The sequence below is a fragment of the Streptomyces sp. 63XJN7_1_ISO-PGPR-S23-121 genome (assembly GCF_056173025.1).
In genome coordinates this window covers 5178570-5196226 of record NZ_CM149653.1, presented here as the reverse complement: position 1 = coordinate 5196226, position 17657 = coordinate 5178570, and the positions used below count along the sequence as shown (strand labels likewise).

The following is a 17657-nucleotide window of genomic DNA, read 5'->3' as shown; positions in this document are numbered from 1 at the left end:
GGGGCCAAGGATCAGGACGATCAGAACCGCCCCGGTGACAGTCATGTCCGGGGCACCAACGCGGCCAGGACGAGACAGGCGAAAGCGACCGCGAGGACTATGCCGCGCAGCAGGTTGATCGGCGGCGTCCCCCAACGCCGTCCCCGCTGCCGCGTCACACAGCCGGTGCCGTGGGCCTCCACGGTCGCCACGAGCTCATGGGCCGCCTCGGCCAGTCGGACCAGATGCACCCTGCTGAGCATGTAGTCGTCGGGGTCCCCCACCGAGCGGAGCTGCTGCGCGCGACGCAGCGCTGGTGCCTCCTTCGGCACCATGACGCCAAGTCGATTGATGTGACCGCGCAGACGCCTCGCGAGGTCTTCAACGTCGGCGGCGGTCTCCGGCAGCGGCGAGCTGTCGTCCAGCACTAGCGCCACTGTCTCCGACGCGGCCACCGCTTGGTTGCGCTGCGAAAGCGGCTTGGCAGCGATGCGGCCCTTCCTGCTGGGCGCGACGCGTTGACAGGCGTCCCGGTGGGGAGCCAGCGAGAGGCGCATGACACAACTCCTGTTCGGATCAGGCCAAGTTGATCGGGGTTCGCCGTGCGGGGGCGACGGTCGTCGTGCAAAGTGAGTGATCCGGTCGCTACGTTGAGCGAACCGTGAATCCCCGCCGAGGGGTATGCCTGCGCGACCGCCGGGGCCGTCAAAGGCGTCAAAGATCATTTTGGAATCGAGGGGCAGCCCATGGCCCGTGCGCGAAACGTCGCCCTCGCCGCACTTCTGCGCGAAGCGGGCTGGTCCCAGCCGCAAGCAGCCGCCGCAGTCGCCCGTGTGGCCGCGGAGAGCGGGGTGCGTGAGCTGGAGGCCATCTCCCGCTCGCACATCGCCATGTGGGTGCAGGGCACGTACCCCAGCGGTCAGGCGCCCCATATCCTTCGCGAGACGCTGTCCCGCAGGCTCGGCCGACGCCTCACCCTGGCCGACCTTGGGCTGGACGGTGAAGGCACAGGCCAAACCGACACCGGTTCCGACTGGAGCGTCGACCCTCTGACCGTGCTGGCCGAGCTGGGAAGCGACGACCTCGATATGCACCGACGCAAGCTGTTGGCGACCGCCGCGTACTCGGCCGCCGGCCTCGCCTTGCCCACCGCCTCGTGGTGGGCAGCCGCCCCTGCCGCAGCCGCCAAGCGCCCAGCAGTCTCTCCCCGGCTGGTGACGCAGGCCGACATCGACGATGTCCGCGACCTGACGACCTTCTACTCCGCGCGCGACCAGCAGCGCGGTGGAGCCTCCGGCCGATCGGCCCTGGCCGGTCACCTTCGCGACGAAGCGGTGCCCTTGCTCGGCAGCAGGTTCCGCACCGAGCAGTTCCGCCGCGATACGTACTCGGCCGTGGCGGAGATGACTTACCTCGCCGGCTGGATGGCCTTTGACGCTTCCGAACACCGCACAGCCCAGCGCTACCTCACCCTTGCCGCCCGCATCGCAGCCGAAGCGGGCGACGGGCCGCTCGGCGGCCACATCCTGCGGGCCCTCGCGCACCAGGCAGTGGACCTCGGGCACCCCCGCCGAGCACTTGCCCTCGCCGACGCCTCCATGTCTCAAGACCGCTACGGCCAGGCCAGCCACCGGGAGAAGGCCCTGCTCGCGATTGTTCATGCCCGAGCTCTCGCGGCCGACGGCGACCGCGCCGGCACCCTCGCGGCCATCAGCCGCGCGGAGCGAGATCTCTCCCGCGCCGACAACGGTGACGCCCCTAGTCGCGTGGGCTTCTTCCAGGAAGCCTCCCTCGCCCACGAGACCGCCTGCGCTCTGCGCGACATGGGCCAGCCGCTGGACGCGGAGATCCACTTCCAGCGCAGCGTCGCCACCCGCCGCCGCCAGCAATACGCCCGCACCCACAGCGTGACCCTCGGCTACCTGGGCGCCGTCCAGGTCCAGCAGGGACGCCTCGACGAGGCGTGCGCCACCTGGAATCAGGCCCTCGACGCCATGGTCGGCGTCCAGTCCGGCCGCGCCCGCGACGTCATCGTTCGCATGCAGGGCGACCTCTCGCCCGTCCGGCGACGCGGCGGCCGACACGTCACCGAACTGGACCGCCGCGCACGAGACATGCTGCGCGCCATACGCTGACCGCAGAGCAGAACCGCGGCGCCGATCGGAGGCCGCCACACACGCTAGGCCCAGGGAGAGGAGCGAGCGCCGATGGCGACGTACGAGGTCGAATCGATCGCAATGGTGGTCGGGGGCCACACCCGCGTTCAGGACGACTACCAAGGCGGGGTCGAATCGATCATCAGGCTCGACGACGCGTACCCCCTCGAAACACTCCAAGGAATTGAGGAGTTCTCCCACCTGACCGTGACCTGGCGCTTCCACCTGGCTCGACCCGAAGACGTCCAGCTCCATGCACGCAGTCCTCGGGGAAACCCGAACTGGCCCGCGACAGGTACGTTCGTCCACCGCAACCACCGGCGCCCCAACCAACTGGCGATCAGTTACCCGAGGTTGCTCAAGGTCGAAGGCCGAGACCTCTTGGTCACCGATCTCGATGCCGTTGAAGGGACGCCCGTGCTCGACCTGGCGCCGTACTTCGAGCAGATGGGTCCTCGGGGCCCGATCCGTCAGCCGGCATGGCCTGGCGAGATGCTTGAACCGAACTACTGGGCGAAGGCAAGCGAACGGCCCTTGGAGCGCCCTATGTAGCGGGAGTGACTGAGCCATGCTGCTCGTCAGTCGCATGGTCGGGGACAAGCTCGAGGTCTGAATCAAGCCGCAGCCCTCGCGTCTCGGAACTCACACCACGTCTCCTCGCCGTTGCTCTCCCACGCGTCTGAGATCGCGTCCACAAGCCGGATCCCGCGACCGGATTCACCGTCGCGTCCGGCTTCCTTGAGTACAGCTGGGGCCGGGTTGTGGTCGGTTACCGAGACGCGCACCACGTCGACGGCCACTGTGATCCGCAGGACGATGTCGCCCTCACCGTGAATCACGGCGTTCGTGACCAGCTCCGAGACGGCCAATACGACGAACTCTGCCACCTGCGTCGATGTACGGCACCGCCGCAGGAATGCCCTGGTTGTCTGTCGCATCTCCCCAACTTTCTTGAGATCAGGGAGAAAGACCGCCTGATAGGCATGGGATGCCGCTGGCATGTCTGCCCGCGCTGATGTGCCGCGCCGGTCCTCCTGAACCGACCTCACGCAGGACATGCCTGCTGTGGCCGCAAAGCTACGGATGCCCCCGCTGGGCGGGGTCGCCTCTTGGAGCCTGGTCATGAGGGCTATCGCACCGCGCGGCGACGCCGTCTACCAGGGGAATCCAGAGGGGGAAATATCTGTCAAGGGGGGAAACTGGAGGGGGAGACGAGGTCATGATTGGATACCGCCCACCAACAGAGGTCACACTCATGCCAGATCCGTTCGCCGACCTGCTCCTCCGGCTTCGGCAGGATGCGGGCCGCACGCAGGAGGAGCAGGCAGACGCGATCAACGCTGTCTCCGGCAGGGACACCATGACCCGCCGCGAAATCAGCCGCTATGAGAACTTCGAGAACATCCCTACCAATCACACAATCGGCCACATCGCGGCGGCCTGCGGTGTCCCCTTCGAGGAACTACAGCGGGAGGCTAAGGCTGCCCGCGCTCGGAAGAGAAAGGGGCATACCAATGCAGGGGAGGATCAGGACGCCGTGAAGCGTCGCACGCTGCTGGGTGGCGCAGCTATCGGTGTGAGCGCGACTGCCGAGCCCTGGGGGCGACTCGCCTTCGCCCTCAGTAAGGGGTCCAAGATCGATTCGCCCTCCGCCGTTGCGCTCATCGACCGGGCCGCCGAACTGCACGTCCAGGAACTCAACGTCAGCGCCCGGCGCCTACAAAGCACGGTCGAGTCGCATCTTGACGCGATTACCTCGGCGCTGCCTCGCGCCGGCGAGCACGAACGGGCTCTCACCATCGCCGCCGGAGAAACCGCCGCCCTGGCTGGTTGGGTGGCCTGGGACCTGGGCGAGCACGACAAGGCCGACGCCTACTACACGGTCACATCGCAGTGCGCGGCGACCGCCGGGCACCCGCCACTCCGAGCCCTGGCCCTGACCTACACCAGCTACGGTGCCTCGATGCCGAAGGCGAAGTTGGAGTTGCTTTCCCAAGCGGCCAACGACGTGCGAGGCCGCGGCAACGCTACTGCTGCCGCCTGGGTCCTCGGCAGGCACGCAGAGGAAGCTGCGGCGGCCGGCGACGAGGCGGGGGCGCTTCGAGCGCTGGATCTGGCACGCTTTGCCTACGATTTCGCGGATCACACCAGCGAGCAAGCGTGGGTCAGATTCGTGACCCCATACCGAATGGACTCGTTGGCCCTCTCCGTATACGGGCAGTTGAGGCGTCCCGAACTGACTGCCACAGCCGACTCAGCAGTCGACCGCCTCGGGAACCAGCTACCGGATTGCGGTGTGGTGGTTCTCGGCGATCTCGCCTCGGCCTTGCTGCGTGGAGGTGACGTCGATCGAGGCGTCTACGTGTCACGCCAGTTCGCCGCGGCGGCACAGGCCAAGCCCAACACGATGGGGAAGGAGCGGGCAGCGGCTATCGCCGCGTCGCTACCGAACAGCGAGCAGGAACTCGCTTTCCACCTACGGCAGTTCGCGTCCTGAACTCCACTCGCGCGGTACACGGGCAGGCTCGGGACACGAACGCCGTCGTGCGGCCCGTCGCTCGTCAGTCCTGTGCCGTCTCCTCGGAAACCCAGGACAGGTACGCCTCCGACCCGCCGGTCACGGGCAGCGTGATCCACTGGGGGACGTCGTACGGGTGCTTCTCGTGTAGCCACGCCTCCAGTGCCGGGAGACGATCCGTCGTAGTCATGTACGAGATTCGCCACTCCTGCGCCGTCTCGACCTGATTTTTCCACCAGTAGAAGGCGGTGATCGGCGAATCGATGTGGACGCCCGCTGCCAGCTTGCTCTCGACCGCGCCCCGGGCCAGCGACTTCGCCTGATCCTCGTTGTCGCTGGTCGTCTGTGCGATCACAATATCGTTGGCCATGCAATTACCTCTCCAGCTCGGATAGCGCGACCTTACCCAGCCCTCCAGGCCACACTGCCTGCTCGGTCCACGCCGCTTACGCCGCTACCCGAGCCCAGGCTCGCGGTCGGCCATGGATCGGGGGCGGAACCCTGCCGGAGGGAGACGCCAAGCACTACGTCGCTCAGGGGGTGCGTGGTGATCGCGGACAGGCTCGTCGACATGTCCCTGAACATCTCTCGTCCTGCTGCTCGGGATCGTCGTGGTCGTACTGCTCCGAGGTGGATCGCTCAAGGCCGGGCCCGCGGTCGTCGGTGCGCTCTTCGGCTTCTTCCTGGCGAGCACGTCGATGGCACCGGATATCGATCGGCTGGTCTCCAGCGCTGTGGACATGATCGGCCAGATTCGGCTCTAGCTGCCGCCTGGTCGCGTTGACGCGTAAGCCCGCAGCGTCTCAGCCGACCCGGAGCAGGGCCTCGACTTGGGGTTAACCCTGCTGCTGTCTCAAGCGGACGTGTTCGGCGAGGTTTCGACTCGTTTCACGGTCTTCCCGGGTTCGTGTCGTGGGGCTCGCCTGCGGTTTTTCGGCCGGGTGGGCATCCGGGCCTGGGCCGGGAGCGTTTTGGGCACGCCGGCGGGACGGGCGGAACTCACCCTCGTTCCCCTTCCCCGAGGAGGAGCAGGGGGACCCTGCACCACTGTCCGAATCCCGCCCTACTGCCATGCGGTGGGCGGGGATTAACTCAGACCTTCCGCCCGGCTCCGGGCGGAGGAAGCCGAAGAGGAGAGGGCACGAGATGACAGAGAAGACATCCACGCAGGCGGGGACCAACCCCGCGCTTCTGATCGCGGTGGAGGAACTGGCGACCGCACACGACCGCAGCGAGTCCGAGCGGTCCGACATCACCAGCTCGCAGAACAGCGCGGGCGATGACGGCGACAACCGCGACCTGAACCTCCCGAAGGAGTAGGCAAACCCATGGAGCACCGGCTCGTCACCCACATCGAGAAGGCTCTCGGCTGGGACGGGCCGGGTTCCGTGGGGACCGCGTTCGCACGCGGCCGTCTCACGGACCCGGAGCTGCCCGCACGGCTGTTGACCCCGCTCAAACTGCTGGACCTGATCAAGCGCCGCCACCTGGCCAACCCGCAGCTTCGCTGCTACGCCGTGGGCGACGAAATACACCCGTCCACGTTTCTGTCCACCAACGTCAACCGGCGCAGACAGGCCGTGAGTCAGGCCGACATGGCGGCCCTTGGCCGGATCCTCAACGACGGAGGCACCATCGTCCTGGATCACGTGGACTTCTTCGACCCGACGCTGGAAGTCGCCTGCCGGGCCCTGGGCTGGTGGTCGGGCGAACTGACCTCCGCCAACGCATACCTCGCGGTCGGTGAAACCGACGGATTCCATCTGCACTGGGACGACCACGAGGTCATAGCCGTGCAGCTCTCGGGCGAGAAATCGTGGGAGGTGCGCGGCCCGTCCCGATCGGCGCCGATGTACCGCGACGCCGAACGCAACCGCACGCCCTCCGAGGAAGTGCTGTGGAAGGGCACCATGCGAGCCGGGGATGTCATGCACATCCCCCGCGGCTTCTGGCATACCGCCACCCGCCTCGGCTCCGGCAGCGGCGGCCACTCGCTGCATGTGACATTCGGATTCACCAAACGGACCGGCGTTACGTGGGCCAACTTCCTCTCCGACGCCGCCCGCGCCGATGAGGCGTTCCGCCGCGACCTGGAAGGCGCCGAGGGAACCGATCACAAGCTACTGACGGACAAGCTCAGCGCGCTCGCCGCCACCTATAGCCCCGAGCGGTACCTGGACGAACTGCGTTCCAACACCCCGCCCGCACGCCACATGCCCTATATGACCGCCTTCGGCCGACCGGAGGGGGTCGCGGCCGTCACCGAGTTCGCCCCCTCCATCATCCGCGCCGGCGACACTGTCCAAGTCTGCGGCGGAGGCAAGCGGCTGACCCTCCACGAGCGCGCGGAACCGGGCCTGCGTGCGCTCCTGTCGGGTCACCCGGTCTACCTCGACGGCGCCGACGAGGACACCACCACCCTGGCCGACCTGCTCATCACGGAGGGGCTGTGCGAACCACTGACGGAAATGTCGTCCTCGGGCTATACCGGTCTGGTCACGCCCGTGACGTACTCGAAGCAGCCGCCGACCTCGGCGTAGCGCGCCTCGACACCGCCTCGAACTACCTCCGACATCGCTCACACGAGGTACTGCAGACGGTGGCCGGCGATCTCCTGCCGAATTTCTCGGTCTCCACCAAGGTCGGGTACTTCCCCGGGGAACACTCGCTCGCCCCCGCCCGGCTGCGCGCCGGAGTCGAGCAGGCCGCGAAAGATCTGGGACGGGAGCCGGACGCGGTACTCCTCCACAACCCCGAGCACTCCCACCCAGACGCCGAGACGTTCACGCAGGCGTGCGCGGTCTTGTCCGACGCTGCAGAGGCGGGGCTGTGCGGGGGGTGGGGTGTATCCAGTTGGGATCCTCGCCCGCTTGTGGACCTGGACGCGCCACGCCCTGATGTCCTCATGGTCCGCTCAGGGCTGCTGGTGGGTGTCGACGTCCTTGAAGCGGCCGAGGCCCTGGTGGCGCGGTGGCGGCCGTCGCAGGTGTGGGGCATGAGCCCCTTCGGCGGCAGTACGACCGAGGTGGTGTGGGGGAAGTTTGACCCGCGGATCTTCTTACGGGACTCGCCGCCGGCCACGAGGGTCCAGGCGGGGTTCCGCTCCGCCTACTGCCTGCCCCGGGTCGACGCGGTCGCGGTCGGTACGGACAACGTCGACCACCTGCGGGAGCTGGTCGGCGCCCTGGCGTACGAGGTCGACGATCAGGTGGTCCGGGAGTACCGGCAGCTCCTCCAGACCCGCCGTCAGCCCGTGTGAAGTTCCTTCACCACTCGCTCCGCCGTCTCCCGGGCGGCCCCCAGGCGGGGGTCGTCCGGGTCGGCGTAGGGGCCGAGGATTTTCGCGGCAACGAACAGCGTCATCAGCTTGCCGTCCCTGCTCTCCAGATCGTCACGCCGCTCGCTGCGGATGCGGTCGGCCAGAGCCGGGACGGCGAGGGAGGCGCCCCACAGACTTGCCGCGTCCAGGCCGCGCGGGGCCATGCCCCAGTCCTCCCAGTCGAACACGCAGAACACCGGCGCCGTCATATTTGCCCAATTGAAATCCGCATGGGCCGGACGCCATTCGACCACGGCCGTATCGACGCCGGGGAAGACACTGTCGATCGTCCCCGTGACCAGTTCTTGTGTGAGGGTCTCGGTATCCGGTGTCGCGATCCGGTTGGTGTGCTGCGCGGCGAGGGCGTCCAGGGAGGCGTTCATCGCGGCCCACCACTCCTGGGACAGCTGTGGATCCCTCGCCACCACGGCGCTGCCCACCGGCGCCCCAGGCAGCAGCTCCGTCTCGTCCGCCCGCCACATCACCGGCTCCGTCTCGTCCCGCCACGCGACGCCGGCGAGCCAGGCCGGTTTTGCGATCCCGCGCAGGGCCTCCGCGGACGCGGTGCCGTCCCCACCCTGAACCCCGATCCGGTCGAGCCCGCGCCGCTCGATACGCACCCACGTATCGCGGTCCGTACGCGCGCCCAGAGACCGGCGCTTACGCACCACCGGCTCCTGGTCCAGGCGTACCCCCAGCGACCGCTCCACACGGTTCAGTACGGCTTCCACGGGCTCCTTGCGCAGATCCACCGAACGCAGCGTCATACGCCCGAAAGTACCAAGTCCCAGTCGCACTCCGAGGGAGATCCCTCCTGGTTTGGCTAACGGGGATTCGCGTCTATATTTCCGCCCGCTCGTCGGCAGGTCGCATGCGGAGGTCACCAGCCTGAGGAAGACTCATTCTGCGGGGCAGCCGATGTTCCTGCCTTGGCGGCAGGGTCGTGGAGGAAAAGGCTGGGACGGCCCGACCAGGTGATCGACAGCTGCTCGCGGGCGCGTGTGGCGGAGACGAAGAGCAGAGATTGCTCGCGGCGGAGGTCTGCGGCGTACTGGAGGCGGTCCTCGGTCTCTGGGGTGACAGCGCTGGGCAGCGGCATGTGCTGGGCGCCGGCTCCGACGATGGCAACAGCGCGGTACTCGAGTCCCTTGATGCGGTGCATCGTCATGACGTGGACGCCTTCGGCGGGGTCGGGGACGCGGTAGTCCTCGACCTTCACCGCGGCGAGCGTGGCGTCACGCAGTGCCTGAACAGCGCTGTCAGCGATCGCGTGGGTTCGGGCTACGACCGCGATCTCGTGGGGCTTGATCCCTTCCTGCTGCCAGATGTCTACGCGCTTGGCCAGCGCTGTCATCTCTTCGGAGGGAGTGCGATAGCCGGTGGTTTCAGGTCTGGCCCCCGCCAGGACGGAGCGGTATCCGCGCAGATGCTCCGGGTTTCCGTCGAGGTCGTCGAACTTGGAGTCGCCGAGCAGGTTCAGGGAGGCGGCGAGGATTTGCCGGGTGGTGCGGTAGTTGAGGGTCAGCCGCTTGGAACGGCCACGGATCTTGATGCCGTGGGCACTCAGGGACGTCCGGTTGTCGTAGATCCGCTGGTGCGCGTCGCCGACGATGAACAGGTCGTCGTCGCCTTCGGGAACCAGCGCGCGCAGCAGTTTCCAGTGGGCGGCGTGCAGGTCCTGCGCCTCGTCCACGACGATGTGCCGGTACGGTCGCTCTTCGTCCGACCAGCCGGAGGCGATCCGGGCTGCCTGAACGGCGAGCTGGGTGACGCCGGCGGCCTTTTCGCGGTCGAGTCGGCGCTCGAATTCCTCGACGAGGGACCAGACCTGGGCACGTTCGGGGCGGTTGAGGCGTCGTCCGCGCCCGGCCCGGCTGGCGGCAAAGTACTCGTCGCGGCTGCGGATGTCCTGGGCCAGCACGACCTGCTTCCACTCGGCGTCGAGGAAGCGGCCGTCGAAGCGGGGCGTCTGCTGCTCCTGGGAGAGTTCGATCCAGCGGTTGAGGATCTCGCCGTCCTTGAGCCTGCTGGGCGCTTCCGCGCCGAAGGTCTCCTTCACGGTGCCGTAGGCGACCTTGTCGATGTTCCGTACATCGACCTTGGCCAGCAGTTGGGCGCCGCCGAGGTCCTTGAGCATGGACTTGAGCAGGTTGGCGAGGTTGGTGGTGAAGGTGGTGAGCAGGATGGCCTGGCCGGCGGGCAGGCGTTCGGCTAGGGCATTGACGCGGTGCAGGGCCACGACCGTCTTGCCTGTTCCAGGCCCTCCGGTGACGCGGACGGAGCCCTTGTAGGGGGCCTTGCGCTCGGCCAGCGCCCGCTGTGCCGGGTGCAGGAAGATCCGCCAGGCGGACAGGGGCTCGGTGAGGATCCGCCCGAATTCGGCGAAGTCGCCGGTGACCACGAAGGCTTCCTTGGTGGCGGGGCGTTCGATCGCGGCCTCGTAGTCCTGGGTGTCGACTTCGTCGTCAGTGGCCGCGAGCGAACTGACCTGCTCCCAGACCTCTTCGACGGACATGCCGTCGGCGAGGCACAGGATCACGTCGCGAGCCAGCTTGGGCAGAGTCTCGACGATGCCGAGGACCGCGTCCTCGCTGCGGATCTCGCGGAGCGCCGGAACGATAGAGGTGTGGACGCCCAGTCGTTCGAAGTCAGCGTCGGACACGCCGGCGAACAGCGACGGGGTGCCGGGCGCGGTGTCGGCGGCCTTCGGCTGTCCGCTGAGCGTGCCGTAGAGACTGCCGAGATTGATCAGCTCGATGCCGCCGGTGACCTTGTTGATGTCGAAGAGGATGTTCGCGGCGAAGTCGTAGGCGTCGTCGTGAGGCAGCACTGCGACCAGGTAGTAGATGCGGTCGGCATAGTGCATGAGCACGGCCCGGTAATTGTCGGTGACGCGTGCGGTGCGGACCCTCTTGTCCTTGGCGCCTTTCGGCGGCTTCAGGTTGAGGCCGTTGGAGTCCGGGTCGCGCTGCATCTTCATGATGAACTGCAGCACCTGCGGCTGGACGGAGCCGTCCAGCGCGTCATAGGACTTCCCGAAGACGTCCGCCATGATCACCTTGGCGCCGGACATCAGTTCCCCTCCAACTTCTTGATGAGCTCAGTTACATTCACGGCGCCGGCTCTCGCGACATACCATCCGTCGCGCGCGAAGAGGGCGTCTCGCTGCTCGTCCAGGTCGATGAAGATAGCGACCTTCTCGTCTGGCCAGGCGAGTTCGGCCTGCATCGCCTGGTCTCCGTACTCGAAGCCGACTTCCGGCACGTCGATGCGTCCATGGCGGGCTTCCTTGACGAGAGCGAGAAGGACGTCCTCGACCTGGGACGAGGCCCATTCGATCGCTTCGGTCCATGCCTGGGGCAGCGGCTGCGGGGCCCCTGCCTCTGTGGGCAGCGCACTGGTCAGCAGAGCCACGGTATGCGGATCGACCTGGTCGCTGGTGGACACTGCGACCTGGTGGAAGGAGCGGGGGAGCTCGTCGCCAGCGGCGGGCTGCAGGAACTGCAGCAGGTTCGACCAGCGCAGCCAGTCCACCCAGCGGTCCTTGTGCCCGTTGCCTGTGATGGCTTCCGGCCGGTCGTCGAGCACGGCCAGTGCGGACCATGCCCGCATGTCCGGTTGCTTGCTGCGCGGCTCAGGCCGACGGTCCAGCAGGCCGATGATCCGCGTCTGCCCTGTGGTGCGGGCGTCGAACGCGACGGCCTCTGCGGCCGACGCCGAGGCCGACAGGCTCGCGCCCCGCAGTACGTCGGGAAGCACTCGTCCGGTCTTTTCACGGTCCACCGGCTGGGGGCGCGCCGCTGCTCCGAAGCCGCCCAGCAGGCCGGCTGCCCGTCGAGCCCACTTGGCCCGATCGGGGTCGGCGAGGAACTCCAGCAGGGTCTCGACCGGGTTGCGCAGCACCGGGTCGAGGGTGTCGTCGGGGCGGGCCTGGCCGACCAGGCTTTGGTGGATCTGGCGGGCGAGCTGGAGTGCGGCATCTGTGTGAAGTGGCCTGGCATGGGCACGAACCTGCTGCCCTTCCGCCGCGCTGCCGACACCTGCTGCCCACGTCATGACGTCGTCCCAGGTCAGCTGCCACACCAACACGCCGTCCGCCCGGAGGGCCGCTCGCTTGGCAGAGTCGTCGGCGATGCGGTTGACCTTCTCACTCGCGTGGAAGGCAAAGCCGTCGAGAAAGACCGCTACCCGTTCCGCTGGGCCGTCGGTCCGCTCCAGGAGGAAGTCGGGTTCGCTGGGCACGGAGGTGTTCAACCGTACGTGGTCCCGCATGCGCCAGCGCGTGGTCGCATCACCGCGGGTGAAACGGAGTTCGTGCTCCACTCCGCCCTGGCCGGCCTTGGCGGCGACCGATCCGTCCTCCTCGTCTCTGCGGCCCCAGGTGATGAGGGTGCGGACGAACCGGTCCTCCAGCTCGCTGTCGACGAGCTGGTCGATGCGTACGCCAGAGAGAGTGTCGACCGCTTCGACCGCCCAGTCCTTGAGAATCTCGTCCAGGAGTTCCTTCGCGATGCGCAGCGAGACGTGCGGATGTTCGCTGCTGGATACGAAGGGGAGAAGACAGCGGTGGCAGGGCGTGCGCTGCTCCTCCTTCTGGCAGGGGCAGTCCCGTAGCGCTGTCTGCGCGAGGGTCAGGACGCGGTGCAGCACCGCGGCGTCCGCCAGGTGCTCCAGGTAGCCGGTGCCGCCGGGCATCGAGTCGTGCAGGACGAGGAATCGTCGTCGCAGTTCCTGACTGTCGCCGGGCATGCTGTCGGTGACCACACGGATGTGGTCGGGAGCGCCGCCGAAGTGCTTGGTGATGCCCAGGAGCAGGGCCGCCTTAAAGGAGATGAGGCGGTCGGCGAGGTCCATCGTGGAGACGGGCAGCAGGATGCGCAGCGCCTGGGTGGTGAGCTCGTGTGCGAGCAGCAGCTTCTCCGTCGGCTCGTGCGCGACGCCGTCGTCGCGGTGTGAGCACCAGTACGCGTGCCGGGTACCGATCCGCTGGGCCGAGGGGTCCCATGCCTGTGGGTGGGTGCCGCGCACCCCTCCGCATTCCAGGCACGTCTCGAAGCCGGAGACCTGGACGTCTTCTCCGCGGATCGCGTGGGTCGACCCGGGTGCGGCGGAGGGGCCGAGGTTGACCGTGCGGATCGTCGCCACGCGGGCGAACTCGACGCCGAAGGGCAGGCCGCTGCCAGAGCGGCGCCACGCCCTCAGCCCTTGCGGCTGGTCCTTGTCGATGTCGACGAGCGTGACCACGTCGAACTGTTTCCGCTCGCGTTCGTCGCGCTCGTCGGTCAGCCGGGCGTCTTCGCGTCGCTCGCGGGCGAGGACCCGCTCGGGCACCAGCACCTTGTGTACGGCCCCCGGGTCGGCGATCTGCGGTGCCTTGCAGCGCGGGCAGGCGGTGATGTCGAGCCCGGTTTCCTCGGTGGCCACGAATCCGCATTCGGGGCAGAACCGCCACAGGGCGTACGCGTTCTCGCCGCCGCCGACACCGGTGCCGAGGTCCACGGTGCTGACGATGAACTTGTAGCCGTCGCTGTGGAAGATGTTGCCGGGGGCAAGTTCGGTAAGCGCGAGCCGGGAGCCGCGGCCGTAGTCGGTCGAGCTCTCGTCGAATTCCCCGTCGCTGTCCTTCCACCACAAGGTGGCGTCTAGGACGGTCGCGTCGTCGTGGAGGGTGTAGTTGGGCAGCAGGCCCAGCCGCACCAGGGCGTTGATCGAGTTCTCCGAGACGAGGGCGTCCCGGCGCTTGCGTACGGTCCGCTGCTCGGCGAAGAGCTGGCGCCGCTGCTTGTCGCGTTCGGGATCACCGGAAGCGGTCGACAGCGCGTCGAAGGCCCGGCCGATCTGCCGCATCCTCGAGCGCAGGGCAGCCACTCGCCTGTTCCACGCGCTGGCCGCGGCTCCGACGGCTTCCTCCAGGCCCTGGGCGGCGAAGTGCTGGACACCCTGCGCCGCGGCCGGGGTCATCGCGGGGAACAGAGCGATGAATGCGGCGGACAGCTGGGCATGGCGGGTGCCCGCGACGTCGAGGAAGCGCCTGAACCAGCCGTCCTCGCCCAGGCCGTGGCCGAAGAGCTCGCCGATGCGCGGAGGCATGGGGCGTTCGGGGACCGTAGTGCCTTCCCACAGGCTGCGGTCCGCGGCGCGGTCGAAGAGGAAGGCCAGGTACTGGCGGCGCAGGATCTCCGAGGCGTCCAGGTAACAGTCCGGCGGGATGATCCGGCCCGCCAGCATCTGCTCCGGAACGTGCAGGTAGTAGTGGCTTCGGGCGCCTCGCGGTACGAAGGTGACGGTGAGCGAGTTGCCGGTGCTGCGGCCCGCCCGGCCGATCCGCTGCGCGTAGTTGGCAGGTGCGGGCGGCATGGAGGCAAGAAGTACGGCAGACAAGTCGCCGATGTCGATACCGAGTTCAAGGGTGGGCGTGCAGGTGAGAACGTTCGGGTCGAAAGCCGAGGCCCGGTTCTTGAAGGCAGCTTCGACATGCTCACGCCGCTCACGGCTGAGAGCGCCGGTGTGTTCAGCGGTCAGTACGTCGCCTGGACGGTCGATGGTGTACAGGTGCCGGTAGTAGTCGGCGGTGTAGTCGCGGTCGTCCTCCACGAAGTGGCCCGAGCAGTGGAATCGCAGGCACGCGGTGCCCAGCCAGTCCGAGCGGCGGCTCGGTGGCACGGTCTGCCGCCAGGTGCAGGTGTCGCAGCGCACTCCGCACGCGTTCACGCCGTCTTCCCCGCTCGGTGCGGCAGTGTCGTCGATGCGGTGTATGAGGACATTGCGGGGCTTGAGCGCGTAGACGAGCGCGCCGCCCTCGGCGTGGTAGGTGGCCAGGATGTCGCGCTGGGCGAGCAGCTGCATGGCGAGCTCGGCGACCGCGCGTGCCTCGCGCCGGTCGCAGCCCAGCGAACGGTGACCCCAGTCCGCGAACCAGGTGTTGTCGCGGGTCAGGGAGTCGAAGCCGGTGGTGCGGGTGCCGCCCGACACGGGGAAAGCGGGGGCGGCGAGGCCCCTGGGGAAGGCAGGCATGCCGGTGGGACGGCCGCCCCAGACCGGCCAGCGCCTTGCGCCGGCCTGCCGGATGTACTCCTGCAGCCAGGGGTGATACAGCGCCCCGCGCAGGCGGAGTCGCTCGGCCAGGCCGCGCAGGAATACCGCGTACGCCCCGTCGTCTGGCGGCAGTGAAATCTGCCCGGGCAGGCGTTGGTGCCGCTCCCGCAGTTCGGCGCAGAGCGCGGGCAGATCCTTGAGGTCGACCTCCGCGGCAGCGGTTCGGGTCAGCTCCAGGGTGCGGCCCAGGCGGGAGCGCAGACCGAACTCCATGAGGGTCTGGAAGACCATACGGCTCTGTAGCATGTCCGCGCCGGCATCGCTGAAGTCCTCTGTTTCGTCGAGGAGGGTGAGGATGTCCGGGTTCTCTCGTAGATCGGGCGGGACGATGGAGGCGAGTTCGCTGCGCTTGCCCGCGCCTGCGGCCGTCACGACAGCCTCGGCGGCGTCAGCAGCGAGATCATGTACAGCGACAGGCCGGCCCGCGGCGAGGTGCTTGGTCAGCAGCCCGCGGAAGGTGAAGCCGAAACTGCGGTTGGCGATGAACGCGGCGCGGTGGGTGGCGTCCTGCACCGAGTCGGTGAACACGAGCAGCTTCCGCTCGTCGCCGGCGAGTCCCCGGTCGGAGAAGAGCTGCGTGGTGGTGACCGAGGCGAGAGTGGCGGTGCCGGCACCGAGGAAGCGCATGCCGTCGTCGAGACCACACGAAGGGCACTCCTCGTCAGGGGCCGCGGGCAACGGCCCATGGGGCGTGATGACCGCGACGGTGTCCTCGGTCGGGTTGGTCGTCAGCCGCTCATTCTCGGCGTGCAGGTGCAGTACGGGGTACTCGTCCGGGCGAGCCCGCAGCATCCAGCGCACGGCCCGCTTCTTCTGCGCCGAAGCCTTGTAGATTTCCAGAGTGTTTGTCTTGAGCTGCTGCCACTCCAGTTCCGTAGACAACGCAGCCCAGCCGGACCGCCCGCAATGACGGCAGTACACGGCAGGAAGATGCCGCCGGTAGGGCGGCCCCACAGGGCGACGCGACGCATCGGTCCGCTCTCCGCCTTCCCCGGCGCTGTCGACCTCCGCCGGCTGATAGATCGCGAGGTTGGCGGGGTTCGGCCGGGAGTCTCCGGTCGGCCCGTCATCGTCGTACCAGCGGAAGTGGGGCTCGGCGGTCGCCGCGCGGATGACGCGGCGGACCTCACGCACCCAAAGCTGGGCCTCAACCCGCAGGAAAGGACCGGGCTTTCCCGTCACGGGGTGCGGGGTGCGGGCATGGGAGATCAGTGCGAGGATCCGGGCGAAGGCGAGCTCAACAAGCCGAGGGTCGCTGCGCGCTGCCTCATCCCAGGCCGGTCCGCCACCGCGTTGGGCGAACTCGCGGGCGATGTCGGGGATGGTGACCGGGTTGCTCCCGGCGACGTCGAGGATCGCCTTGACCAGGATGTGCTGCTTGAGCTTGGCGCCGATCTGAACCGGATCGCCGAGGGGTTGGCCGAGCATGAGCCGGGCCAGGTCTACGAGCGCCGACTCGTCGTCCAGAGGGTCGGGCAGCGCCGCCAGAGCCGCAGGGGCCGGCGAGGGGAGCAGGAAGTCGGGGTCGGTGACGACCTCTCCGGGCAGCAGACGGTTCTCGCCGACGAGCGCGGCGTCGGAAAACGGTGTCCCGAAGACCTTCTCCGCGAACTCCCGAAGCAGCTCACGATCGGATCTCTCAGGCCCATCCAGGGCCAGGGACGAGGAGTCGCTGGGCATTCCCCCGCCGAGCGTCGCCGACGTCGCCACGGGCGTGATGTCGCCGAGGGGACGTCCCTCACGGGCTGCCCCCGTGGCTGCGCCGAGGCGGCGCAACAGCATCGCCACGTCGGTGCCCTGGGCGCCGTCATAGGTGTGGAACTCGTCGAGGACGACGAAGGAGAGGGAGTCCGATTTCCAGAGCGGGGCATCCGGAATCCGCTGGAGCAGCAGGTCCAGCATCTTGTAGTTGGTGAGCAGGATGTCCGGCGGGTCGGCACGGATCGCCTCCCGATCGGTGATCAGGTGCTTGATGGTGGGATCGCCTGCGAGGGACGTCGCACCGGTATCGCGGCCGTACGAGCCCGGCTCGTTCTCGTCCTCGTTCGACGCTGAACGCGGGCCGGAGGCACCGCCGATGTAGATGCCGGCCGTGACGTCCTTCAGCGCCGCTTCGGTACCGAGGAAGTCATCGATGCGGCGGGCCTGGTCATCGGCCAGGGCGTTCATCGGGTACAGCAGCAGGGCCTTGACACCCCGCTGTCCTGCGGCGCGGGCACGAGCGCAGTGGTCCAGGATCGGTACGAGGAACGACTCGGTCTTACCGGATCCGGTGCCGGTGGTGACGATGGTTGGTTCCGGCTGACGCCCACCCTTCGAGGACAGCCGCTGCCAGGCCGCGGCCTGGTGTGTGTATGGCGTGAAGTCCTTCGGGCTCCAGTCGAGCGTGGCCTCCCAGCCGGAGGGAGCCTCCCGGAAGGGAGTGCGCACCCGCAGATACGGCCCGCGGAAGAGCCGGCTCTCCGGCCGCTCGAGGAACGCGTCGAGTTCGTCGCGCACGTCGTCATCGGCGAGTGCAAAGCTCGTCGTCAGGTAGGTGGCGAGGGCACGGCGAAGGTCTTCGGCGACCAGAGAGGGCAGCATGACGGCG

Annotated in this window: 13 protein-coding genes; 7 read left to right on the top strand and 6 right to left on the bottom strand. The window is 68.2% G+C overall.

Annotated elements, in window-relative coordinates; all coding sequences use genetic code 11:
* Positions 1-41 precede the first annotated feature (41 nt).
* Positions 42-536, bottom strand: coding sequence for a DUF6415 family natural product biosynthesis protein (locus AC0VYN_RS22990; RefSeq protein WP_475532496.1), 495 nt, complete (start codon positions 534-536; stop codon positions 42-44).
* 189 nt (positions 537-725) lie between these two features.
* Between AC0VYN_RS22990 and AC0VYN_RS22985 the strand changes: the two genes are divergently transcribed.
* Both AC0VYN_RS22985 and AC0VYN_RS22980 read left to right on the top strand, forming a co-directional pair.
* Complete coding sequence (locus AC0VYN_RS22985) at positions 726-2114, top strand: Tat pathway signal protein (protein WP_475532495.1); 1389 nt, start codon at positions 726-728, stop codon at positions 2112-2114.
* A 72-nt stretch (positions 2115-2186) separates the two neighbouring features.
* Positions 2187-2687, top strand: coding sequence for an SAM-dependent methyltransferase (locus AC0VYN_RS22980; RefSeq protein WP_475532494.1), 501 nt, complete (start codon positions 2187-2189; stop codon positions 2685-2687).
* 62 nt (positions 2688-2749) lie between these two features.
* Here AC0VYN_RS22980 and AC0VYN_RS22975 read toward each other — a convergent pair whose 3' ends face one another.
* The gene (locus tag AC0VYN_RS22975; RefSeq protein WP_475536963.1) at positions 2750-3136 is read right to left on the bottom strand and encodes an ATP-binding protein; all 387 of its coding nucleotides are present in this window, start codon (positions 3134-3136) and stop codon (positions 2750-2752) included.
* A 254-nt stretch (positions 3137-3390) separates the two neighbouring features.
* Here AC0VYN_RS22975 and AC0VYN_RS22970 point away from each other — a divergent pair, with 254 nt between their 5' ends.
* Positions 3391-4632, top strand: coding sequence for a helix-turn-helix transcriptional regulator (locus AC0VYN_RS22970; protein WP_475532493.1), 1242 nt, complete (start codon positions 3391-3393; stop codon positions 4630-4632).
* Between the two features lie 64 nt (positions 4633-4696).
* On the opposite strand, the gene cutA is transcribed toward AC0VYN_RS22970, so the two are convergent.
* A complete protein-coding gene (gene cutA / locus AC0VYN_RS22965; protein WP_355713156.1) occupies positions 4697-5023 on the bottom strand; it encodes a divalent-cation tolerance protein CutA in 327 nt (108 codons plus the stop codon).
* 241 nt (positions 5024-5264) lie between these two features.
* Here cutA and AC0VYN_RS22960 point away from each other — a divergent pair, with 241 nt between their 5' ends.
* The 4 genes from AC0VYN_RS22960 to AC0VYN_RS22945 all read left to right on the top strand — a co-directional run bounded on the left by AC0VYN_RS22960 (position 5265) and on the right by AC0VYN_RS22945 (position 7912).
* Positions 5265-5417, top strand: coding sequence for a hypothetical protein (locus tag AC0VYN_RS22960; RefSeq protein ID WP_475532492.1), 153 nt, complete (start codon positions 5265-5267; stop codon positions 5415-5417).
* A 382-nt stretch (positions 5418-5799) separates the two neighbouring features.
* A complete protein-coding gene (locus AC0VYN_RS22955; protein WP_475532491.1) occupies positions 5800-5973 on the top strand; it encodes a hypothetical protein in 174 nt (57 codons plus the stop codon).
* Positions 5974-5981: 8 nt separating this feature from the next.
* Complete coding sequence (locus AC0VYN_RS22950; protein ID WP_475532490.1) at positions 5982-7193, top strand: JmjC domain-containing protein; 1212 nt, start codon at positions 5982-5984, stop codon at positions 7191-7193.
* Positions 7103-7912 carry an aldo/keto reductase gene (locus AC0VYN_RS22945; RefSeq protein ID WP_475532489.1) on the top strand — a complete coding sequence of 270 codons (810 nt, stop codon included), beginning with the start codon at positions 7103-7105 and terminating at the stop codon, positions 7910-7912. Before AC0VYN_RS22950 ends, AC0VYN_RS22945 begins: the two co-directional genes overlap by 91 nt.
* Here AC0VYN_RS22945 and AC0VYN_RS22940 read toward each other — a convergent pair.
* The 3 genes from AC0VYN_RS22940 to AC0VYN_RS22930 form a co-directional block, all read right to left on the bottom strand.
* The gene (locus AC0VYN_RS22940; RefSeq protein WP_475532488.1) at positions 7900-8739 is read right to left on the bottom strand and encodes a hypothetical protein; all 840 of its coding nucleotides are present in this window, start codon (positions 8737-8739) and stop codon (positions 7900-7902) included. The two genes, AC0VYN_RS22945 and AC0VYN_RS22940, sit on opposite strands and share 13 nt — an antisense overlap.
* Before the next feature lie 113 nt (positions 8740-8852).
* Positions 8853-11045, bottom strand: a complete 2193-nt coding sequence (locus AC0VYN_RS22935; RefSeq protein ID WP_475532487.1) for a UvrD-helicase domain-containing protein — start codon at positions 11043-11045, stop codon at positions 8853-8855.
* Entirely contained in the window at positions 11045-17650 is a 6606-nt protein-coding gene (locus AC0VYN_RS22930; RefSeq protein ID WP_475532486.1) for a DEAD/DEAH box helicase, read from the bottom strand. Before AC0VYN_RS22930 ends, AC0VYN_RS22935 begins: the two co-directional genes overlap by 1 nt.
* Positions 17651-17657: the final 7 nt, after the last annotated feature.